The organism is Rugosimonospora africana (genome assembly GCF_016862975.1).
In the GTDB taxonomy this organism is placed as follows: Bacteria; Actinomycetota; Actinomycetes; order Mycobacteriales; family Micromonosporaceae; genus Rugosimonospora; species Rugosimonospora africana.
Genome location: NZ_BONZ01000127.1, coordinates 1 through 20,415, shown reverse-complemented (window position 1 = coordinate 20,415; position 20,415 = coordinate 1). Strand labels below are relative to the sequence as shown.

The window sequence follows — 20,415 nt, the reverse complement described above, 5'->3', positions numbered from 1 at the left end:
GGTCGATGTCGTCCGCGCCGCCCGGGCCGGCCACTCGCCCGACCGGCTGGAGGCGATGACCGACACCGAGATGGTCCGTACCCTGATCGGGCTGACCGCCCGGGTCTACCTCGCCGATCCGCTGTACGCGTACGCGGTCAGGCTCGCCGCCGCTACCAGGAGCCACCCGTACGTGCGGGTCGGCGTCAGCCCCCGTGGCGTGATCGCGCTGACCCGGGCCGCGCGGGCCTACGCCTGCACCGTAGGCCGGGGCTACGTGCTGCCCGAGGACCTCAAGGAACTCGTCACGCCGGTCTTCGGGCATCGGCTGCTGCTGATGCCGGACGCCCAGATGCGCGGCGCCACGCCGCAGGATGTGCTGGACGAGGTCCTCTCCGGCGTCCCCGTACCGACGCCGGTGAGCACGTGAGGATCACCTCCCGGGGCATCGGCCTCCTCATTACCGGCGTGCTCCTGCTGGTCGGTGGGATCGTGTTCGGCTACCCGGAGCTGGCCGCGATCGGGGTGGCCGCCGCGCTCGCGGTCGGCATGTCGCTGGCCGCCGGTCTGCTCCGGCCCCGCCTGGAAGTCGGGCGCGCGATCGAACCGGACCGGGTCATGCGCGGCGAAGAGTGCCGGGTGACGCTGGAGGTCAGCAACGCCCGGCCGTGGGGTTCGCTCACCGTGGTCGGCGAGGACTACTGCGGGCCGCGTCCGGTGCCGATTCCATTGGTACGGCTGCGCCCGGGGCGCAAGACGACGGTCAGTTACCGGGTGCCCACCGAGCGGCGGGGCGTGGTGCAGCTAGGCCCCCTGCGGGTCGGCCGGCGCGACCCGTTCGGGCTGGCCCGGGTGCAGCGACCGTTCGGCGAGACCGGCCAGGTCTGGGTGTACCCGTACGTGCACCCGATCGCCGGGGTGCCGTCCGGCTCGTCGCGCAACCTGGACGGGCTGGCCGAGCGGGTACCCCACGGCAGCTCGACGTTCGACTCGCTGCGCGAGTACGTGCCCGGTGACGACCTGCGGCACGTGCACTGGCGGACCAGCGCGCGCATCGGTGAACTGATGGTGCGCGAACGGGTGGACACCAGCCGGCCCCGGATCGTGGTGCTGCTCGACGACCGGACCGCCGTGCACCACGGCGACACGTTCGAGGACGCCTGCGAGGCCGCCGCCTCGGTGGTCGCCGCCGCGACCCGGGCCGACCTGTCGGTCCACCTGCTCACCGCGAGCGGCACCAGCCTGCCGGTCGCCGCGGACAGCAGCGGGTACCTGGACGTGCTGGCCGAGGCGCGCCCGCACACCGACGAGGAACTGGGCCAGAACGGGCTGGCCGGGATCGCCGAGCGGGCCCGGCAGATGCAGGCCGGGGACACCCTGATCTGCCTGACCGGCAGGGCGGCGCCGGAGGACCTGGGCGCGATGATGGCGCTCCGCGGCACGTACGCCACCATCATGATCGGGCTGTTCGGGCCGCAACAGGGCCCGGGGGCCGACGCCGGCTTCCAGGTGATCGCGGCCCGGGACGCCGCCGAGTTCGCGCAACTGTGGGACGGGATCTGGTCGTGAGGCGGGTCATCGCCGCGCTGTGCTACGCGGGACTGCTCGCGCTGGGCGCCGGCGCGGCCGGCCGGATCTACGACGGCCGGCTGCTCGCCCTGCTGGTGGCCGGCGCGGCGGTGGGTTCGGTGGGCATCGGCCTGCTGCTGGTACGGAGTCCACAGTGGACTGTCGCGCCGGTGTCGGTGCTGGCCATGCTCGGGTACGTGGTGTTCGCGGTCTGGTATTCCGCCGGTGCCTCGGGAGTGTCCGGAACGCTGCCCACGCTGCTGCACGAGGCGGCGCGCAACGGCGGCCCGCAACTGCTCACCGCGCTGATCCCGATCGAGGCGCAGCCGGACACCGTGCTGGTGCCGGTCGTGCTGGTCTGGATCGCCGGCCTGATCTGCGCCGAGCTGGGCCTGCGCGCCGGGCGGGCACCGCTGGCCCTGATCCCGCCGACGGTTCTCTACCTGGCGGCACTGATCCTGGCCGGCCCGCACGGCGGCGTACAGCCGTGGCGCGCGGTGGCCTACGTCGCGCTGTCCGCCGGGGCGCTGGTCGGCACGGTGTCCCGGCGCGCGACCCCGGATCCGATCGGGCCCGAGCTGACCGCCCGGCAGCGCGGGCCGATGCGCGCGCGGCTGCGGGTACGGGCGGCGATCGGCGTGGCGGTGTTCGTCGCGCTGGCGGCGGCCGTGGTACCGGCGGTCGCGGCGACGGTGCCGCACGACCCGGTGGACCCGCGCGCCGCGGTGACCCCGCCGCAGTCCGACACCCTCGACCAGGATCCGCTGGCCCGCATCTCGGGCTGGATGCAGAATCCGACCGAGCCGCTGTTCGACGCGACCATGTCGGCCGACACGCGCATCGAACTGGCCGTGCTCAGCAACTTCGACGGGGTCACCTGGACGATCGGCGCCAACTACCGGGACGCCGGCCGGGAGTTGCCCGGGCTGACCCCGCCGCCGGGCGGCGCCGCGACTCCGAAGTCCGTCACCCGGGTCACCCAGCAGATCACCGTGCGCGACCTCGCCGGGCGACTGGTACCGGCGGTCGGCACGCCGCACGAGATCAACGGCATCCGGGTCGCGTACGACACCGGCACCGGCACCCTGCTGCGCCCGGACGGGCTGGTGCCCGGAATCAGCTACTCGGTGGTGTCCGAGGCGGCGCAGCCGAACCCGAACCTGCTCGCGCTGGCGGACGTGCCCAGCGGCCCGGCCGTGTCGCGGTACCTGCAGACCGGTGCCAGCGTCCCGGCCGACATCCAGAAGCTCGCGGAGTCCATCCAGGAGGGCAACGGAGGGGCCTACCAGCGGGCGTACGCGCTGCAGCAGTTCATCGCCGAGCACTACACGTACGTTCTCGACGCGCCGAGCGGGCACGCGTACCCGAACCTGGACTTCTTCCTGCTCGGGCCGGCGGCGCAGGGCGGCCAGCGGGGTACCTCGGAACAGTTCGCGGCGTCCTACGCCGTACTCGGCCGGCTGATGGGGCTGCCGACCCGGGTGGTGGTCGGGTTCCGGGCCGAGGCCGGGCACGGCACGGTCCACGGCGCGGACGCGCTGGCCTGGCCGGAGGTGCTGTTCTCCGGCATCGGCTGGGTGCCGTTCGACCCGATCCCGGCGAAGGACACCAAGCACCGGCAACTGGACCAGGACTACAAGCCGAAGCCGGACCCGCCGACACCCTCGGACGCGGACGACGCCTCGGCGACGCCGACGGCCTCCAGCTCGGCGAGCGCCAGCGCCAGCCAGCACGCGACACCGGGCGCCGATTCGGCTCTGCTGCCGCCGTGGACGCCGTACGCGGCCGGCGGAGCCGTGCTGGTACTCGTGCTGGTGGCGCAGCTGTGGGTGGTCATCGCCCGCCGCTCGCGTACCCGGCAGAGGCTGTCGGTCGGCGGGCCCTCCGATCGGGTACGGGGTGCCTGGCTGGAAGTGCTCGACGCGCTACGGCTGGCCGGCCGACGGCCACCGGAGCACCTGACCGCGACCGAGGTGGCCGAGTGGGCGGTCCGGCCGCCGGCCAAGGGCGCCGCGCCGCCGCCCCTGAACGAGCTGGTGGAGCTGGCGAACCTGGTCGCGTTCGCGCCGGAGTTCGCCGACGACCGGGACGCGGCGACGGCCGGCACCCGGGCGACCGCCTTCGCCCGCGGGCTGCGCCGCGCGCAGCCGTTGTGGCGGCGGCTGGTGTGGAGCCTGCGCCCCGGACCGCTGCGCTGGACGCACGCGGCGTTCCCGGCGCCGGACGCGGCGAAGCGTCAGGAACCGCTGCGCCCGGCGACCCCCGGCCGCTGAGCCGGCCCGCGCCGCCGGGCGCACGACTCCGGTCCGCGCCCGTCGCGCCGCCTCAGACGCGCCGAGCCGGACTGGTCGAACGACTGGTCTGGGTCGTAGCGCGGCGTTAGACGCGCCGAGCCAGACTGGTCGAAATCCGAACGCCGCTCAGCGCAGTACCGCGTCCTCGGCGCGCAGCAGCGCCAGGTCCGCCCGGTCGGGCAGCCCCTCCCAGTCGCCCGGTACCGTCACCGCGAACGCGCCCGCCAGGCACGCCCGGTCCAGACAGTCCACAATGGACATCCCGTCCAGGGTCGCGCTGAGGTACCCGGCGGCGAACGCGTCGCCGGCCCCGACCGGGTCGACCGCGCTCACCGGGTACGCCGGAGCGATCAGCACCTCGCCGTCGACGTACGCGAGCGCACCCCGCGCCCCTCGGGTGATGAGAACCTGACGCGGCCCGAGGGCCGACAGCTCGGCGGCCAGATCCTCGACCGTGTCGCCGCCGACCACCAGCCGCGCCTCGGCCTCGCTCGCGAACACCAGATCCGCCTGCGTGACGAGTTCGGCGAACTCGGCACCGGCGGCCTGCTCGCTCCACAGCGCCTGCCGGTAGTTGAGGGAGAGGCAGACCAGGACGCCGGCGCGACGGGCCACGTCGATCGCGTACCGCACCGCCTCCCGCGCGGTGCCGGACAGGGCCGGGGTGATCCCGGTGAGGTACAGCACCCGGGCCCGGGAGACCAGCGCGGTGTCCACGTCCTGCGGGGACAGCCGGGACCCGGCGCTGCCGCTGCGGTAATAACTCACCCGGGTGACCGCCTCGGTTCGCCGAGCCTTGATCATCAATCCGGTCGGCGCGGCGGGGTCGACGATGGAGCGGCAGTCGATGCCCTCGGCGGCCAGAGTACGGCAGATCAGCGCACCGAACTCGTCGGCGCCGACCCGGCCGACCCAGGACACCCGGTGCCCGAGCCGGGCCAGCCCGATGGCCAGGTTGCTCTCCGCGCCGCCACTGGACAGGTCGAGACTGGCCGCGTGCCGCAGCAGGCCGATGCGCGGGGTGCTGAGCATCGCCATGGTCTCGCCCATGGTGACCACGTCGGCCGGTGCGCCACCGTCGCCGGCAGCCCGGCCCGCGGCGGCCCCGTTGCCGGAAGGGCCGTTGGCCCCGGCCGCCGCCTCGTCCGGGGCGGTCACTTCTTCGCCCGGCGTACCGCGTCGACCATCGTCTCCGCGCGTGCGCGCAGGGCCGCCAGGTCGCCGGTGGCCAGGGCGTCGCCGAGCAGCGGTCCGCCCGCGCCGACCGCCGCCGCGCCGGCCGCGAACCAGTCCGCCACCGAGTCGGCGTCCACGCCGCCGGTCGGCACGATCGGGATGTCGTCCAGCGGCTCGCGCAGGTCCCGCAGGTACCGCGGGCCACCCAGCCGCGCCGGGAACAGCTTCACCGCGGTCGCGCCGGCCGCCCAGGCCGACGCCACCTCGGTCGCCGTGAACGCGCCCGGCAGCCAGTCTGCGCTGGAGGCATGGGCCACCTGCCCGATCTCCGGGTCGGTGTGCGGGCTGACCAGGAACCGGGCACCGGCGGCCACCGCGTCGTGTGCCTGGCTGGTGGTGCGCACCGTACCGGCGCCGATCAGCACCCGGTCGCCGAGCCGGTCGGTGGCCCGGCGCAGCGCGCCGAGCGCGTCCGGGGTGTTGAGAGTGACCTCCAGGGTGCGTACGCCCGCGTCGACCAGGGTGTCGATGACACTGTCGAGGTGCGTCGCGGAGCGCCCGCGCAGGATCGCGATGAGGCCGTCGGCAAGCGGGGAGGTGTCCAGCGCGCCGGCGCCGGTTGGTGAGGACATTGCGATGGTTCCCGTCTCAGAAATAGGTGTGGATCAGATCGGTCACCCGGTCGGCGTCGTCGATGACCGGGATCACCCGCCAGCGGTCGAATGCCGAGCACGGGTGGGAGATGCCGAAGCGCAGCAGGTCGCCCGGGTGCAGCCCGTCGGCGCGCAGGTACGCGTGCTGGTCGTTGAGGGCGTCCACGGTACCGGTGACGGAGGCGCCACCGGCGTGGCCGAGCGGTACCGGCAGCCCCTCGTCGTACGGGACGTCCCGCCGGCCCATCCCGACGATGGCCAGCCCCGGCTCGGGTACCGACAGCACCTGAGCCCAGACTTCCAGCGCGGGGCGCAGGGTCGAGGCCAGCGGGCTGCGCCGGGCGTAGAAGCCGTGGTCGTGGGTCACGTACGCGCCCGGCCGGAGGATCACCTCGTACCCGTGCCCGGACAGCTCCTCGGCGACCACGTCGAAATAGACGCTGCCGCCCGCGCTGGCCACCACCGGCCCGGTCACCGGCAGCTCTTCGGCAGCGGCGCGCAGCGTACCCATGAACGACCGTGCCTCGTCCACTGTGGACAGTTTGCCCTCGTAGCCGGCGACGCCGGCCACCTCGATGCGCGGGCTGGCGGCCGCGGCACGGGCGACCGCCACGGCCTCGGGTACCGTGCGGCACCCGGTACGGCCGCCGGGGTGCCCGATCTCGACCAGCACCCGGAACGGTCGGGTACCCGTCGTGGCGGCCAGCGCCGCCACCCCCGCCTCGGAGTCCACATAGGACAGCAGCTCGAACTCGGGATCGTCGTCGAGGCTGCTCGCCAACCACTGCAACGGTCGCGGATCGAGCAGCTGGTTGGCCAGCAGGACCCGGTTCACGCCGGCCCGGCGGTATACCAGAAGCTGGTTCGCGGTCGCGGCGGACAGCCCCCACGCGCCCGCGGCGAGCTGGGCGGCGAACACCGACGGTGCCATGGTCGTCTTCCCGTGCGGCGCGTGCCGCACGCCGCGATCGGCCAGGTAGCCGGCCATGGTGGTGATGTTGTGCCGCAGGGCGCTCTCCCGCGCCACGAGCACCGGCCAGGTGAACGGCCCGTCGACCAGCCGCTGTCCGACCGGGTCGCCCGGCCCGTCCGGGAACCAGAAGCCCTTGTCCCGCCAGTCGGTCTTCTCGGCCTCTCTATCGCTCATCGGCCCGCCTCGCTTCGCTCGCCGGACCGATGAGGCTCAACCGGACTGCACGTGCTAAGTCGCTCGCTGCGCTCGCTCATCGGGTCGCTCCCATCTCCGCGGAAATTCGCCGGGCGGCCTGCGCGACCAGCGGCCCCAGTTCGCGTACCCGGGCCGCGGTCAACCGGAAGCTGAGCCCCGAGACGCTCAGCGCGCCGGCCACCGTGTCCGTGTGATCGAAGATGGGCGCGGCAACGCAACGTACCTCCGGCTCATTCTCCCGGTCGTCCACGGCGAACCCGCGCTCCCGGATGCGGGCCAGCTCGGCGCGCAGCCGGTCCGGATCCGTGATGGTGTACGGCGTCCTCGCGACCAGCCCGCCGGCCAGTACCTCGTCCAGCGCGGCGGGCGGCAGCCAGGCCAGGATCGCCTTGCCGACGCCGGTGCGGTAGGCCGGCGCCCGGCTACCCACCCGGGAAGCCATCCGCACGCTCGTCTCGTTTTCCACCTTGTCGACGTAGACCACGTGCGGCGCGTCGTAGACGACCAGGTGCACGGTGTGGTTCGTGGCGCGCATCAACTGGTTGGCGTGCACCGCGGCGATCGTGCGCAGGTCCAGCCGGGACAGGTACGCCTGGCCCAGCCGCAGCGCGCCGTGGCCGAGCCGGAACGCCCCGGTCTCCCGGTCGCGGGCCAGCAGGTCGGCCTCGATCAGTGGCGCAGCCAGGCGCAGCACGCTGCTCTTGGACAGCGACAGGTCCTCGGCCAGCTCGGTCAGCTTCACGCCTCGGCCGGCACCGGCGTGGTCGCGCACGTACCCGAGCAGGGCCACCCCGCGGCGCAGCGACGCGCTCTGGTTGCGGGTACCCGACCCGGCGTCCACCGGGCCGTCGACCGCGGCCCGGTCGCGACCGCGCGCGGCGGCGCCGGCCGTCGCCGGTACCCCGCTGGTGACCGTCCGGCGCCCTCGCCGCGCCGCGGGACTGGTCGCGGTCATGACCCACGCAGCCCACGGCCGGGCGTCGCGCCGGTCAGCGCGCCGCCGGTGAGCACCACGACTCCGCCGACCACCACCGTGTCCACTCCGGTCGCCGCTTCGCGCGGCCGGGCGTAGTCGGCCCGGTCGGCGATCGTCGCCGGGTCGAGCACCACCAGGTCGGCGGCGTGGCCGGGGCGCACCAGACCCCGGTCGGCCAGGCCGAAGCGCCGGGCCGGCGCCGCCGCCAGGTGCACCACAGCCTCGGGCCAGCTCCAGTCGCCCAGCTCACGCACGTGCCGGCCGAGCAGCCGGGCGAACGCTCCGAAGCCGCGTGGGTGCGGGTGGCCGCCCCGGTAGATGCCGTCCGAGCCGCCGATGTGCGCCGGATGGCGCAGCAGCGCGCGGACCGAGTCCTCGGTCGCGGTCGGCGGCTGGTCGAACACGCAGCCGACGCCGAGTCCGGTGGCCAGCAACAGCTCGACGGCCAGTCGTGCCGGGGACAGGCCGGCCTTGTCCGCCGCCTCCGGCAGCCGCAGGCCCTCGGTCCACGACCAGTCCGGGTGCTCCACGCAGGCCAGCGTGATTCTCGGCCACAGCTCGGCGGACCACAGGCCGGCAAGCCGTGCCTGCGTCGCCGGCTCGCGGAGCGCGGCGAGCGTCGCGTCCAGGTCGGCGGTGGGCAGGAAGGAGGGCAGCGTGACCATCGCGAGGGTAGAGGAGCCGCGGAGGTACGGGTACGAGTCGAAGGTGACGTCCAGGCCGCCGTCGCGCGCCTCGTCGACCATGCCGGCCAGCCACTCGGCCGGGCCGTGGTAGTGCGACACGTGTACCGGCGCCCCGCTGCCGCGCCCGATCGCGGTCGCCTCGGCCATCCCGGTACCGGCGTGGGCCTCGTACCCGCGCATGTGCGTCACGTACGGGCGACCACCCAGCGGTGCGGCGAGCCGGATCAGTTCGTCCGCGGTGGCGTACCCGCCCGGCATGTACTCCAGCCCGCTGGACAGCCCCACCGCGCCGTCGGCCAGCCCGCCCTCGACCAGTGCGAGCATCCGGGCGAGCTGTCCGGGATCGGGTGCCCCGGCCGCGGCGCCCATCACCTCGTACCGGACGGTGCCGTGCGGCACCAGGTATGCCGCGTTGCAGGCGATCCGCCCGGTGTACCCGTCGAGCAACTCGGCGACCGACGCCGCGGTGCCGGGTGGCAGCAGCGGGTGCACCCCGTTGACGGCGGCGAAGTACCGGGTCGCGAACTCCACAGTGGACGGTGAACCGGGAGCGAAGGACACTCCGTCCTGCCCGAGGATGAGCGTGGTCACACCCTGGGCCAGGACGGCGAGCTGCACGGCCGGGTCGAAGACCGCGGCGTCGGCGTGCACGTGCGCGTCCACGAACCCGGGTGTCACATAGCGGCCGGTGGCGTCGATCACCAAGGCGGCCTCCAGCGAACCGCCCGGGGCGCCGGTCGGCGCCGGTGCGGCGCGTTCGATGACCGCGACGATCCGGTCGCCGCTGCATGCCACGTCCGCCGGCAGCGCCGGGCCGCCCGTGCCGTCGAGCACCGAACCGCCCCGGATCACCAGGTCGAACACGCCGCACCACCCCTGTCCCGCCGCCGACGAGGCTAGGCACCCGCCGGTCGAGATGAAACATATTCGGCATAGCATTGTGCATTGCACAATCGGCGTCAACCGTGGGTGCTCGACCGCGCACCGTGGGCGCGCCGCCGCCGGCCAGACTCGTTACCCTGGCCGTTAGCGGTATGTCCACGCGGGCCGCGGTGACGGAGGATTACCGACATGGCTGAGGACGACCGGGTCAAGCAGGCATGCGCGTATCTGCGCCTGCTGCTGCTGCGACCCGGCGAGTACCAGAGCCGGTGGACGACCGGACCGGACACTGCCGGCCCCGGAGCCGAACCCAACGACATCGACTATGCCGCGGTCGCCGCGGTGCTCGACGGCGGCGAGCCCGGGTCCGGGACCGTCCACGTGGACACCGTCGACGTGGACACCGTCCGCAGGGCACTGACCGGCGTCGAGCTGAGCCCGGCGACGCTGGAGCGGTTCATCGAGGCGTTCGACCTCACCGGCCGGCACGCCAACCGGCTGCGCGACGTGTTGCGCGGCTCCGGCGCGACCCGGGTCATCACCGGCGACGCGCTGCGGCCGGCCGACCTGTACCAGCGCGGTGGGCCGCCCGGCTACGAGACGCTGGCCATGCACGAGATGCACACCCTGGGCCCGGACGGTCGCCCCGCCGAGCACCAGACGATCCAGGTGATCCGGTCCACCGTCGACCGGCTGGACTCCTACCCGTACCGGTTCGACACCAACGAGCTGACCGTCGAGGTGACCCGGGGCGGGAAGGTCGGGCAGCGGATCTACCGGGTGTCCGATTCGCTGTACGCGGTGGACATCCAGCTGACGCACCCGCTGGCCAAGGGCGAGAGCGCGCTCATGCAGTACCACACGACGTTCTTCTACCGGTCCCAGCCGCCCGCGGAGTTCCGCCGGGGCCTGGCCCGCGCCACCCGGGACGTCAGCATCTGGGTCACCTTCCACCCGCAGCGGCTGCCCAAGCGGATCTGGTCGGCCAGCTGGGACGGCCTGGACCAGGGCCGGATCCTGGAGCGCGAATCGGTCGAACTGGACGAGCAACGCTCGGTGCACCGCCGCTTCGACGTCGTCGAGCGCGCGATCGTCGGCTTCTACTGGGAGTGGGCGTAGCTTACGGTCGTTCTGGCTCGGCGCGTCCAACGCCGCGCGACGATCCCGACCGGTCGGCCTCGCGGAAACACCGCAGCAGGATCCGCAGGCCGGGAGCGATCAGGTCGCGGGGGACCGCGCCGTACCCGATCACCAGTCCGGCCCGGGGCTCCTGCGCGTAGTACCCGGCGAGGCCCTCCACCGCCACGCCCGCCCGCAGGGCCAGGTCCACCACGTCGTCGATGTCGACCGCCACCCCGGCCCGCAGCCGGGCGCACACGTGCAGGCCGGCCGCCGACGGTACCGGCTCCAGCCACTCGCCGAACCGGTCAGCGAGGGTGGAAAGGAGCAGATCGCGCCGGGCCCCATATTCTCGGCGAGCCCGCCGGACGTGCCGGGACAGCATGCCCTCGTCGATGAATCGGGCGAGCGCCCCCTGAGCCGGGATGTCGCCGTGGTAGTCGGTCAGCCGCTTGGCGGCGTGCAGCGCGGGGCGCAGCGACGCCGGGGTGACCAGGAAGCCCAGCCGCAGGCCGGGCAGCATGGTCTTGGAGAACGACCCGACGTATGCCACCCGGCCATGGCGGTCGAGGCTCTGCAGCGGCTCCAGCGGCCGGTCGCCGTACCGGAACTCGCTGTCGTAGTCGTCCTCGACGATCACGGCACCGTGCCGGCCGGCCCAGTCCAGCAGCGCGGTGCGCCGCGCCAGCGACATCGGGGCGCCGAGCGGGAACTGGTGCGACGGCGTGGTGTACACCAGCCGGGTGCCGGCCGGCAACGCGGCCACGTCCAGCCCCTCGTCGTCCACCGGTACGCCGACCACCCGGGCGCCCAGCGACCGGAACAGCAGCCGGGCCGGGCGGTATCCGGGGTTCTCGACCGCGACCGTGGCGCCCGGCTCGACCAGTACCCGTCCGATGAGGTCCAGCGCCTGCTGTGCTCCCTGGGTGACCACGATGTCGTCGGCGCCGGCCCGCACCGACCGGGACAGCCCGACGTGCCGGGCGATCGCGGCGCGCAGCCCGGCGTGCCCGGCGGGGTCGCCGTAGCCGCCCGGATCGAACGAGGCCCGGCGCAGCTCGCGGCCGACCAGCCGGCGCCAGGTCTGTATCGGGAACAGCGCCGGGTCGGGGTTGCCGACCCGGAAATCGATGGCGGCAGTCGGTGGCGATGGGACATGCGCGGCCACGACCTGGTTCCACAGTGGACGGGGAGCGACCTCGCTGCCGCCCGGTGCCCGCCGGGGCGCGCCGCGGCGGGCCGGTCTCGGGGAGGCGTGGGGGGTGCTCGCCTCCGCCACAATCCGGCTCCGGCTGTGGTCTTCGGGACCGGACGGCCGGCTCGCGTCGGGACGGTCGGCGGTGGCGACGAACGTGCCCGCCCCGACCCGCGCGTGCAGAAAGCCCTCGGCGGTCAGCCGGTCATACGCGACGGCCACCGTGTTTCGCGACACATCCAGCCGGCGGGCCAGCTCGCGGGTCGGCGGCAGCCGCTCGCCGGCGCGCAGCCGCCCGTCCAGGATCGCGTCGAGGATCTGCCGGTAGATCCGGGCAGCCAGGTCGCCGCGGCCGGCGAGGCTGACGTGCAGATCCATGAGAGACACCCCATCCCTTTTTCCGGGGAGCACAGCCGGATCCGGGTTGTGACGGGAGGCGAGCCCCCCACGCGTTTCGGCCTCGGCGAATTGGCCCAGTCCAGATGGTAACTATTGGATCTGATGCGGAGCCAATCCGGCACCTAGCCTGGTGCTCGTGAGAGGAATGACGATGCCGCAGGGCGCCGCAGTGTCGATCGGCGCCGTCCTCGGTACCGGGGTAATCGCCCTGCCCGCGCTGGGCGCCGCGGCGGCCGGGCCGGCTTCGCTGATCGCCTGGCTCGCGCTGATCCTGCTGTCCGTGCCGCTGGCCGCCACGTTCGCGGCGCTCGGTGCGCGGTACCCGGACGCCGGGGGTGTGTCCACCTACGTGCGGACCGCGTTCGGCGCGCGGGCGGCCACCGTGGTCGGCTGGTGCTTCTACTTCGCGGTACCGGCCGGTGCGCCGCCGGCGGCCATGTTCGGCGGGGCGTACGTCGCCGCCGTGCTCGGCGGCGGGATGCGCACCACGCTGATCACGGCGGCGCTGATGATCGTCGCGGTGACCGCGATGAACGCCGGCGGGGTACGCGTCTCGGGCCGGCTGCAGCTCGGCATGGCTGCCCTGCTGGTGACGCTGCTGCTGACCGCTACGGCCACGGCGCTGCCGCACGCCCACCTGGCCAACCTGCACCCGTTCGCGCCGCACGGCTGGCTGGCCATCGGACCGGCCGCGGCGGTGCTCGTCTGGGGCTTCGCCGGGTGGGAGGCGGTCACCTCGCTGGCCGCCGACTTCCGCGACCCGAAGCGCGACGTGCCGCGCGCCTCGGTCGTCGCGCTCGTCGTGGTCGGCGTGCTCTACCTCGGCGTCGCCGGGGCCAGCGTGCTGGTCCTCGGGCCGGGCGCGGCGACCACCCAGGCGCCGCTGGCCGAACTGCTCGCCGTGGGGCTCGGCGCGCCGGCCCGGATCGCCACCGCCGCGGTCGCGGTGCTGCTGACGCTCGGCACGATGAACGCGTACTTCTCCGGCGTCGCCCGGCTCGGCGCCGCGCTGGGCCGGGACGGCGCGCTTCCCGCGTGGTTCGGGCGGGGCAGCAGCGCGGGCGAGATTCCCCGCCGCAGCCTGGCCTCCGTCGCCGTGCTGTCCGCCCTGTCCCTGGCGATCGTGGCGGTGACCGGCCTGTCCACGCGGACGCTGGTCCAGTTGACCACCGGCTCGTTCGTGCTGGTGTACATGCTCAGCACGGCCGCCGCGGTGCGCCTGCTGCCCCGGCGCAGCTGGTCGCGCCGGGCCGCGGTGGTGGCGCTGGTCGCCGTCTCGGTACTGCTGTTCATGAACGGCTGGTACGTGCTGTGGACGCTGGGCGTGGCGGCGGTCGCCCTGCTGTACGCGGGCCGGCGTGCCGGTACCCGTACCCCCAAAGTCACAGTGCCCGACACCGCGCCGGAAGCCGCCGACGACGCGGACCCTGCAGTAGCGTCGGCGTTATGACTGAACCGATCGTGCCCCTGGAACCGGTCGACGAGTCCTGGTCGAGCGCGCTGGCCATCGCCGCACACCCGGACGATCTGGAGTACGGCACCGCGGCGGCCGTCGCCCGCTGGACCGACCAGGGCAAGCGCGTCGTGTATTGCCTGGCCACCAGCGGCGAGGCGGGCATCGACAGCATGGAACCGGAGCGGTGCGGCCCGCTGCGCGAAGCCGAGGAGCGGGCCGGCGCGGCGCTCGTCGGTGTGGACGTGGTCGAGTTTCTCGGGTATCCGGACGGGATGCTGGTATACGGGCTCGACCTGCGGCGGGACATCGCCCGCGCGGTCCGGCGACACCGTCCGGACGTGGTCATCACCGGCAACCACCACGACTCCTGGCGCCCGGGCCTGCAGAACCAGGCCGACCACGTCGCGCTCGGCCGGTGCGTGATCGACGGGGTACGCGACGCGGCCAACCGGTGGGTGTTCCGCGAGTTGCTGGACGAGGGGTTGGAGCCGTGGAAGGCGACGCACATCTTCGTCGCTGGCAGCCCGATGGCCACGCACGGCGTGGACGTGACCGGCGGCTTCGACCGCGGCGTCGCGTCGCTCGCGGCGCACGCCGAATACCTGCGCGGCCTCGGGCCGACCGCGATGAGCGACCCGGAGGAGTTTCTGGAGTCGGTGTCCCGGCCCACCGGCGCCCGGCTGGGCGTGCGCTACGGCGTGTCCTTCGAGGTCATCTACACCTGAGAAACGGAAGCGGCCGGCCGGCCCGGCATCGGGGAGCCGGACCGGCTCCGACCGCGTCCCACCGCGTGCTGGCCGACGTTCGACTCGCGGCTATCGGGCACACCGCGAAAGCAACAGGGCCAGCTGGGCACGCTGTCGACCGGCGGGTGAGTTCAGGTCGATACCGAGCTGTGCCCCGATGCGTGTGATCCGGTTCTGAAGGCTGCTGTGATGGAAGTTGGTAGCGCGCGCTGCCTCTCGCAAGGAACCGGAGTGGAGGAAGTGGTCCAGTAGCTCAAGCGCCTGCTCTCCGCCCGGCTCGACCGCGATGCGGGCGATGGCAGCCACGTCGTCCTCCGCCGCGACAGCGCTCGGGTCGAGGCGGCTGAGCAGTCGAAGCACTCCGACCGTGCCGGCATCGAGTGCGCGCGGCCACGCGACTCCCGCGCCCGCGAACCGCAGGGTTTCCCGGGCGGCGGACCACGAGGTGGGGGCGTCGAGGGTCTCCACGACGGGTCCCACTCCCAGGCGGCCCGGGAAGTCGAACGCGCCCAGCTTGGCGGGTTGCGCGCCGACGACGAGGATCAACGCCAGTCGGCGGGACAGCTCCGCCGCGAAGAGCTGTCGAGCCCAGACGCGACGTAGCTCGCGTGCGAGCGACTCCACCGACGTCCCCTCGTCGGGCTCAAGGGCCATCAGCTGAACGCTGCTTGAGGGCTGAAGGCCGATGAGGCGGGCCGCGCGCGAGCGTTCCGCCTCGTTGGCGCGGTCGCTGACGAGAATCTGCGCAAGGGCCGGGTCGGAGAACCCGATTGTCGCGTCAAGGTTGTTCGGGGCGCGCCGTTGAAGGACACTCGTGGCGGCCAGGGCAAATCGTTCGATGATGAACTCGTCGAGTTCGAGCGCCTTGCTTTCGCGTTCGAGCCACACCTTCCCTTCCTCCCCGCCTTCCAGTCCCCGCACGCCGCTGGGCTGGCCCATGGGTTGGTGAAGCGGTTCGCCGTCTTGCGAGCACCGGACCATGACGCCTCGACCGGGCACTTCGAGTCCGGCGGTGCAGTCGGCGATGACGGCCGCGGCACGGACAACGGCTTCGAGATCGGGGCTGTTGGTGCTCAGCTGGTCGAAGTAGGAGACCACTCGCAACGCGCGTTCGCCGGCACCGTCTACGTTGACGAGCTTCAGCATCAGCCCTTGCATGCTGTCAGGATACGACTCGGCCTCGCCAGCTGGCGCGCGCCAAATGGCGAGGTTTCCGCTCCGAACCGCGTCAAATGGCGCTGTTAGATGCGTCGATTCCGCCGGCAATATGTGCTGGTGACCCCGCCGCAGCTCCGTCTCGACCCAGAACTCGCCGCCATTAGCGTCATGATTCCCGAGTTCGACCTCTTGGACGACCTCTCGGAGGCGCGACGACTAGAGGACGAGCTTGCTGCGCAGGGACGGAACTCGCTCGAGGGAGTCGCCATTGAGGACGTTCACCTTCTACGTCGGGGCGGCGGGCAGCTACGGGTACGCAGCTACCGGCCGTCCTCCATAGGCACGCTCCCCGCCATTCTCTACATTCACGGCGGCGCTTTCATGTTGGGCAGCGTCGCGACGGAAGACGAACGGTGCGAGTTCTATGCGCGGGACGCCAACTGCGTGGTTTTCGCGCTGGACTACCGACTCGCGCCCGAGCACCCCTTTCCCGCCGCGTTCGACGACTGCAACGATGTGCTCGATTGGTTGTATCGAGAGGCCGGTTCGCTCGGGATCGACCCGCGCCGCATCGCGATCGGCGGCAACAGCGCGGGTGGGGCACTGGCCGCCTCGACAGCGCTCCATGCGCGCGCGTTCGACCGCCCGCCCCTCACTCACCAGCTGCTGGTCAATCCGGTTCTGGACTGCCGCAGTCGTACGCCTTCCGTTACCCGCTTCACCGACACTCCCGTGTGGACCCGGGCCCACAACCTACTGATGTGGGAAAGGTATCTCGGGCCCGCCGCATCCAGCGTTGACTACCGCGCGTCCCCTGCTCTCGCGGATGACTTGACCGGCCTTCCGAGCGCGTCCTTCTGGATAGCCGAGTTCGACCCGCTCCGAGATGAGGACTACGAATATGCGATTCGCCTCATGGGGGCAGGCGTTCAAGTCGACCTCACGCAGTACGCCGGCACCATGCACGGATTCGACGGTTATCGCATGACGGGGGTGGGCCGTCGCGCGATGCACGACCAGATCCGCGTGCTTCGGCGCGTCTTCCAGCGATGAGCGCCAATCGGTGTGAGGCGGACACAACCAGGTCCGCCCTGGATCCCGACGTGCGGAGCTTCGTCGAGTCCGCGCGAGGATCCCTCTTCCCGCCCCTCGCTGGCCTGCCCGCCGGGCGCCTGCGCGCGACGATCAACGCCGCTCTGTTGAGCCACGACGTCGCCGGGTACGTTCCCGAGCCAGTCTCCCGGGTTGAGCGCGCGAGCTTTTCGGAGGTACCCGCGCGTGTCTACTTCCCCTCCCATCCGCCCCGGGCTGTCGTTGTCTACTTCCACGGTGGCGGCTTCGTCGCCGGCAACCTCGACACCCACGACAAGACCACCCGCAGAGTCGCCAACGGTGCCGTCGCCATCGTCGCCAGCGTCGACTACCGGCTCTCACCGGAGCATCCATTCCCGCTTCCGTTCGAGGATGCCCTGACGGCAACGCGGGAAGCCGCGCGAAGGTACCCACACCTGCCTCTCCTCGTCATGGGCGACAGCGCCGGGGGAGCGCTCGCGGCCTCTGTCGCGCAATGGGCCCGCGACTCCGGCCTCGTCGAGGTGGTTGGCCAGGTACTGGTGTATCCGGTCATCGACTTCGATCTCGAATCCCGGTCGATGCTCGACTACGGCTCGGACTATCTGCTGACTCGCGCCGATCTCGCGATGTACCGCCGGTACTACCTCAACGGCACCGACAGCGAGCGATATGCGCTGCCCGGCTCGATGGCAGATCTCAGCGGGCTTCCACCGGCGGCCATCGCCATCGCGGGCTTCGACCCCCTTCGCGACGAGGGGGCACGGTACGCGCTTCGGCTCGCAGAGGCGGGGGTCCCCGTCAACCTCCTCGACGACGCCCACCTCATCCACGGATGGCTGGAAGTGGCAGAGACCATTCCGGCCGCCACCTCGGCGCGAGGCCGGCTGGTCGAAGCGGTCCGAGACCTCTCCGCTACCTCTCCCTGAAAGCAACCAACCAGCACCCCTCAACACCCCAAGCTCACAAACCAAGGAGCAATCACGTGTCACGGTGCACATCTCGCGCGATCCGCAATGCGGCGGTCGCACTGGCCACTTCTGCGGTTCTGGTCGTCCCCGTCGGCTGCAAGGCCATCACCAACGGGTCTGCCGCCAAGTCTCCCAACGCCGGGGGCGACCTCAGCTCCATCCTGTTCGTGAACCCTCTGCCCAACTATTCCCAGTGGAAGCTCATCGGCAAGTGCATGGGCGAGGAAGCCCAGAAGAAGGGCGTGAAGTTCTCGCAGGTCGGTCCCTCGGGTAGCAGTGTCGACGCCAACTACATGATCTCTCGCTACCAGCAGGGCATCGCCAACGGTGAGGGAGCCATCGCGACCTTCCCCCTGTCCGCCGACCAGTTCTCCCCGCTCATCGAGCAGGCGAAGAAGAAGGGCATTCTCACGGCGACTCTGTTCGGTGGCGGATCGACGTCCGATCAGGACGTGGAGATCGGCACCGATTACGCGACCTCCGCGACCCAGGCCGTGGAGTTCATCTCCAAGTACGCGGGCGACGCGCAGGTCAAGGTGGGACTGATCGTGGGAGCTGCCACGCCGCCGCCCAAGGTGTGGTCGGACGCCTTCATCGCCGCCGCGGGTGAGACCACGAACGTGAAGGTCGTCGACACCGGCATCGACAACGGCGATCCGACCAAGGACGTCGACCTCGCGGTGAACATGTTGACGGCGCACCCGGAAATCAACATGTTCGCGACGAACGAGGGTGCCGCATCGGCCGGTATCAGCGCCGCCATCAAGCAGAAGGGCCTCGTCGGCAAGGTGCACTTCGTCGGGAACGGTGCCGACGAGAGCGGAGTCAAGGCTCTCGAGGACGGTACGGCGGCGTCGGTGCTGATGCAGGACCTCTGTGGAGCGGGCGAGGCCACCACGGACGCGCTCATCGGTCTGCACAAGGGCGACACCGTCAAGCCGAAGATCGACGTGGACATCGTCTACGCCACCAAGGACAACTACAAGAAGTACCTCGACGGTGGGCAGTACCTGTGAGTGGCAACACCGCGACGCCAGCACTGGAGCTGCGATCCGCCTCGAAGTCATTCGGGCGGGTCGCGGCCCTCCTCGGCGCCAGCCTCTCGGCACACCGCGGCCAGGTGCTCGGAATCGTCGGCGACAACGGAGCCGGAAAGTCGACCATGCTCAAAATCCTGAGCGGAATCTACTCCCTGGACTCCGGCTCGCTACTCATCGACGGCCGGGGCGTCGTCTTCAACAGCCCGAAGGACGCCCGCGACGCCGGCATCGCGACGGTCCAGCAGGACCTCGCACTCGTCGAGGTCCTGGACGTCGCGACCAACATGGCGCTCGGCAGCCTGCCACGCAAAGGGCTCTTCGTCGACCGGGCGGCAATGAACCAGCAGGCACGACAGGTACTCGACGACATCAAGGCAACCGTCGGCTCGGTGACGATGCCGGTCGGCCTGCTCTCCGGCGGCCAACGGCAGATCATCGCCATCGCGCGGGCGGTGCGCCTCAACGCGGACATCGTGCTCCTCGACGAACCAACCGCGGCGCTCGGCGTGCGCGAGACAGCGCACGTCGGCGAAATCATCGACGAGCTCAAACGTCAGAACAAGGCGGTTGTCTGCATCAGCCACGACATGGAGTTTGTGTTCGAGCACAGCGATGTCATCGCCGTCATGCGCCTCGGCCGAGTCGTGGCGACCCGGCCGGCTTCCGGCACTCCCCGCGAAGAAGTAATCGGGCTGATCACCGGCGCCATCGCCGGAGAGGTCCCCGCGGAAATTGAGGGAGCAGCATGACAGAGAACGTGGCGCAGGGCGCGCCCCAGGCGCGCACGCACGGGACGAGTGAACCGGGCAGGATCGCCCAGATCGTGCGCCGGCAGGAGTTCACACTCGTGCTCGTCGTCCTGGTGATCGGCATTGTCGCGGTGATCCTCAATCCGATCTTCGTCAGCGCGAACAACCTCATCGAGTTGGCCAGGGCCACCGTCATCTACTTCATCATGGCGTGCGGAGCGACTCTCATCACGATCGGCGGCGGGCTCGACTTCTCGGTCGGCTCGGTCTTCACCCTGGGAGGTATCTCGACCGCGTGGGGCATGAGTATCGGGCTGCCGTGGCCCCTGGCGATACTGATCGGACTCCTGTCGGGCACGATCGCCGGCTTGGCGAACGCGCTCATCATTGAAAAGTTGGGTGTCCCACCGATCATCACGACACTGGGCACCTTCTACATCATCTCCGGCCTGATCGTGGTCTTCTCGGGAGGCAACGACATCGTCGGGCTTGACCCGACCTTCGAGTTGCTGGGCCAAGGGGCTCTCTACGGAGTCCCGCTCGTGGTCGTCTACGCGATCGTCGTCGGAGTCGTGTTCTGGATCGTTCTCGAGAAGACCCGGTTCGGTTACAACGTGCGGGCCATCGGAGGCAACCGGGGCGCCGCGGTCGCGAACGGCATCTCGGCAACCTCGATCAACCGGCGGCTCTACGCCATCGGGGGCGTACTGGCGGCGCTGGCCGGAATCATCTACACCGCCCGTACCGGTAGCGGTCAGGTCAGCGCGGGCGGTTCTTCCGTGACCCTGGTGGTGACAAGCGCAGTCCTCATCGGCGGAACAAGCCTGTTCGGTGGACTGGGCACCATCACCGGTACCGTGATCGGAGCCTTGCTGTTCGCGGAAATCGACAACGGGCTGGCGCTGTCGAACATCTCGCCGCTCTACCTCAACATCGTGATCGGCAGCATCCTCATCCTTGCGGTGGCTGCGGACTACGTGCGCCGCCAGAGGCTCTACCGCCGCTGACGCTCGTGCCATCGTCCACTCGCAGAGGCTGCGAGAACGAGACAACCTCTACATTCTGCTGGAAAGGATGCTGCAGTGGTATTGCACTGGCGTGTGCGGTTACGTGGTCGGTGGCGATGGA

Annotated in this window: 18 protein-coding genes; 11 read left to right on the top strand and 7 right to left on the bottom strand. The window is 71.6% G+C overall.

What is annotated here, in order from left to right; translation table 11 throughout:
- The 3 genes from Raf01_RS47475 to Raf01_RS47465 form a co-directional block, all read left to right on the top strand.
- The coding region (locus tag Raf01_RS47475) for an AAA family ATPase (RefSeq protein ID WP_373319792.1) at positions 1 to 409 on the top strand (409 nt) is incomplete at its 5' end.
- On the top strand, positions 406 to 1,548 hold the full coding sequence (locus tag Raf01_RS47470) for a DUF58 domain-containing protein (protein ID WP_203924775.1): 1,143 nt from the start codon (positions 406 to 408) through the stop codon (positions 1,546 to 1,548). The genes Raf01_RS47475 and Raf01_RS47470, both read left to right, overlap by 4 nt.
- The gene (locus Raf01_RS47465) at positions 1,545 to 3,821 is read left to right on the top strand and encodes a transglutaminase TgpA family protein (protein ID WP_239134557.1); all 2,277 of its coding nucleotides are present in this window, start codon (positions 1,545 to 1,547) and stop codon (positions 3,819 to 3,821) included. The genes Raf01_RS47470 and Raf01_RS47465 overlap by 4 nt, the downstream gene beginning before the upstream one ends.
- A 147-nt stretch (positions 3,822 to 3,968) precedes the next feature.
- Here the strand turns inward: Raf01_RS47465 and Raf01_RS47460 are convergent, their stop codons facing one another.
- The 5 genes from Raf01_RS47460 to Raf01_RS47440 form a co-directional block, all read right to left on the bottom strand.
- Complete coding sequence (locus Raf01_RS47460; protein ID WP_239134556.1) at positions 3,969 to 5,000, bottom strand: sugar kinase; 1,032 nt, start codon at positions 4,998 to 5,000, stop codon at positions 3,969 to 3,971.
- Positions 4,997 to 5,650, bottom strand: coding sequence for a bifunctional 4-hydroxy-2-oxoglutarate aldolase/2-dehydro-3-deoxy-phosphogluconate aldolase (locus Raf01_RS47455; protein WP_203924773.1), 654 nt, complete (start codon positions 5,648 to 5,650; stop codon positions 4,997 to 4,999). The genes Raf01_RS47460 and Raf01_RS47455 overlap by 4 nt, the downstream gene beginning before the upstream one ends.
- A gap of 16 nt (positions 5,651 to 5,666) precedes the next feature.
- Positions 5,667 to 6,818, bottom strand: a complete 1,152-nt coding sequence (locus tag Raf01_RS47450) for an alanine racemase (RefSeq protein ID WP_203924772.1) — start codon at positions 6,816 to 6,818, stop codon at positions 5,667 to 5,669.
- Between the two features lie 76 nt (positions 6,819 to 6,894).
- Positions 6,895 to 7,794 (bottom strand): IclR family transcriptional regulator, encoded by a 900-nt coding sequence (locus Raf01_RS47445; protein ID WP_203924771.1) that lies wholly within the window; start codon positions 7,792 to 7,794, stop codon positions 6,895 to 6,897.
- Positions 7,791 to 9,365 (bottom strand): N-acyl-D-amino-acid deacylase family protein, encoded by a 1,575-nt coding sequence (locus tag Raf01_RS47440; protein ID WP_203924770.1) that lies wholly within the window; start codon positions 9,363 to 9,365, stop codon positions 7,791 to 7,793. Before Raf01_RS47440 ends, Raf01_RS47445 begins: the two co-directional genes overlap by 4 nt.
- Before the next feature lie 207 nt (positions 9,366 to 9,572).
- On the opposite strand from Raf01_RS47440, the gene Raf01_RS47435 reads away from it, so the two are divergent.
- Entirely contained in the window at positions 9,573 to 10,502 is a 930-nt protein-coding gene (locus Raf01_RS47435) for a hypothetical protein (RefSeq protein WP_203924769.1), read from the top strand.
- Between the two features lies 1 nt (position 10,503).
- Here the strand turns inward: Raf01_RS47435 and pdxR are convergent, their stop codons facing one another.
- Positions 10,504 to 12,075 carry a MocR-like pyridoxine biosynthesis transcription factor PdxR gene (pdxR, locus tag Raf01_RS47430; RefSeq protein WP_203924768.1) on the bottom strand — a complete coding sequence of 524 codons (1,572 nt, stop codon included), beginning with the start codon at positions 12,073 to 12,075 and terminating at the stop codon, positions 10,504 to 10,506.
- 166 nt (positions 12,076 to 12,241) lie between these two features.
- Between pdxR and Raf01_RS47425 the strand changes: the two genes are divergently transcribed.
- On the top strand, positions 12,242 to 13,546 hold the full coding sequence (locus Raf01_RS47425; protein ID WP_203924776.1) for an APC family permease: 1,305 nt from the start codon (positions 12,242 to 12,244) through the stop codon (positions 13,544 to 13,546).
- On the top strand, positions 13,543 to 14,277 hold the full coding sequence (locus Raf01_RS47420; RefSeq protein ID WP_203924767.1) for a PIG-L deacetylase family protein: 735 nt from the start codon (positions 13,543 to 13,545) through the stop codon (positions 14,275 to 14,277). The genes Raf01_RS47425 and Raf01_RS47420 overlap by 4 nt, the downstream gene beginning before the upstream one ends.
- A gap of 90 nt (positions 14,278 to 14,367) precedes the next feature.
- Here Raf01_RS47420 and Raf01_RS47415 read toward each other — a convergent pair whose 3' ends face one another.
- A complete protein-coding gene (locus tag Raf01_RS47415) occupies positions 14,368 to 15,456 on the bottom strand; it encodes a PucR family transcriptional regulator (RefSeq protein ID WP_203924766.1) in 1,089 nt (362 codons plus the stop codon).
- A 117-nt stretch (positions 15,457 to 15,573) separates the two neighbouring features.
- Between Raf01_RS47415 and Raf01_RS47410 the strand changes: the two genes are divergently transcribed.
- The 5 genes from Raf01_RS47410 (at position 15,574) to Raf01_RS47390 (ending at position 20,294) form a co-directional block, all read left to right on the top strand.
- The gene (locus tag Raf01_RS47410; protein ID WP_203924765.1) at positions 15,574 to 16,509 is read left to right on the top strand and encodes an alpha/beta hydrolase; all 936 of its coding nucleotides are present in this window, start codon (positions 15,574 to 15,576) and stop codon (positions 16,507 to 16,509) included.
- A gap of 146 nt (positions 16,510 to 16,655) precedes the next feature.
- A complete protein-coding gene (locus Raf01_RS47405) occupies positions 16,656 to 17,456 on the top strand; it encodes an alpha/beta hydrolase (RefSeq protein ID WP_203924764.1) in 801 nt (266 codons plus the stop codon).
- 56 nt (positions 17,457 to 17,512) lie between these two features.
- Positions 17,513 to 18,514 carry a sugar ABC transporter substrate-binding protein gene (locus tag Raf01_RS47400; RefSeq protein WP_203924763.1) on the top strand — a complete coding sequence of 334 codons (1,002 nt, stop codon included), beginning with the start codon at positions 17,513 to 17,515 and terminating at the stop codon, positions 18,512 to 18,514.
- Positions 18,511 to 19,287 carry an ATP-binding cassette domain-containing protein gene (locus Raf01_RS47395; protein ID WP_203924762.1) on the top strand — a complete coding sequence of 259 codons (777 nt, stop codon included), beginning with the start codon at positions 18,511 to 18,513 and terminating at the stop codon, positions 19,285 to 19,287. Before Raf01_RS47400 ends, Raf01_RS47395 begins: the two co-directional genes overlap by 4 nt.
- Positions 19,284 to 20,294 (top strand): ABC transporter permease, encoded by a 1,011-nt coding sequence (locus Raf01_RS47390; RefSeq protein WP_203924761.1) that lies wholly within the window; start codon positions 19,284 to 19,286, stop codon positions 20,292 to 20,294. The genes Raf01_RS47395 and Raf01_RS47390 overlap by 4 nt, the downstream gene beginning before the upstream one ends.
- Positions 20,295 to 20,415 lie beyond the last annotated feature (121 nt).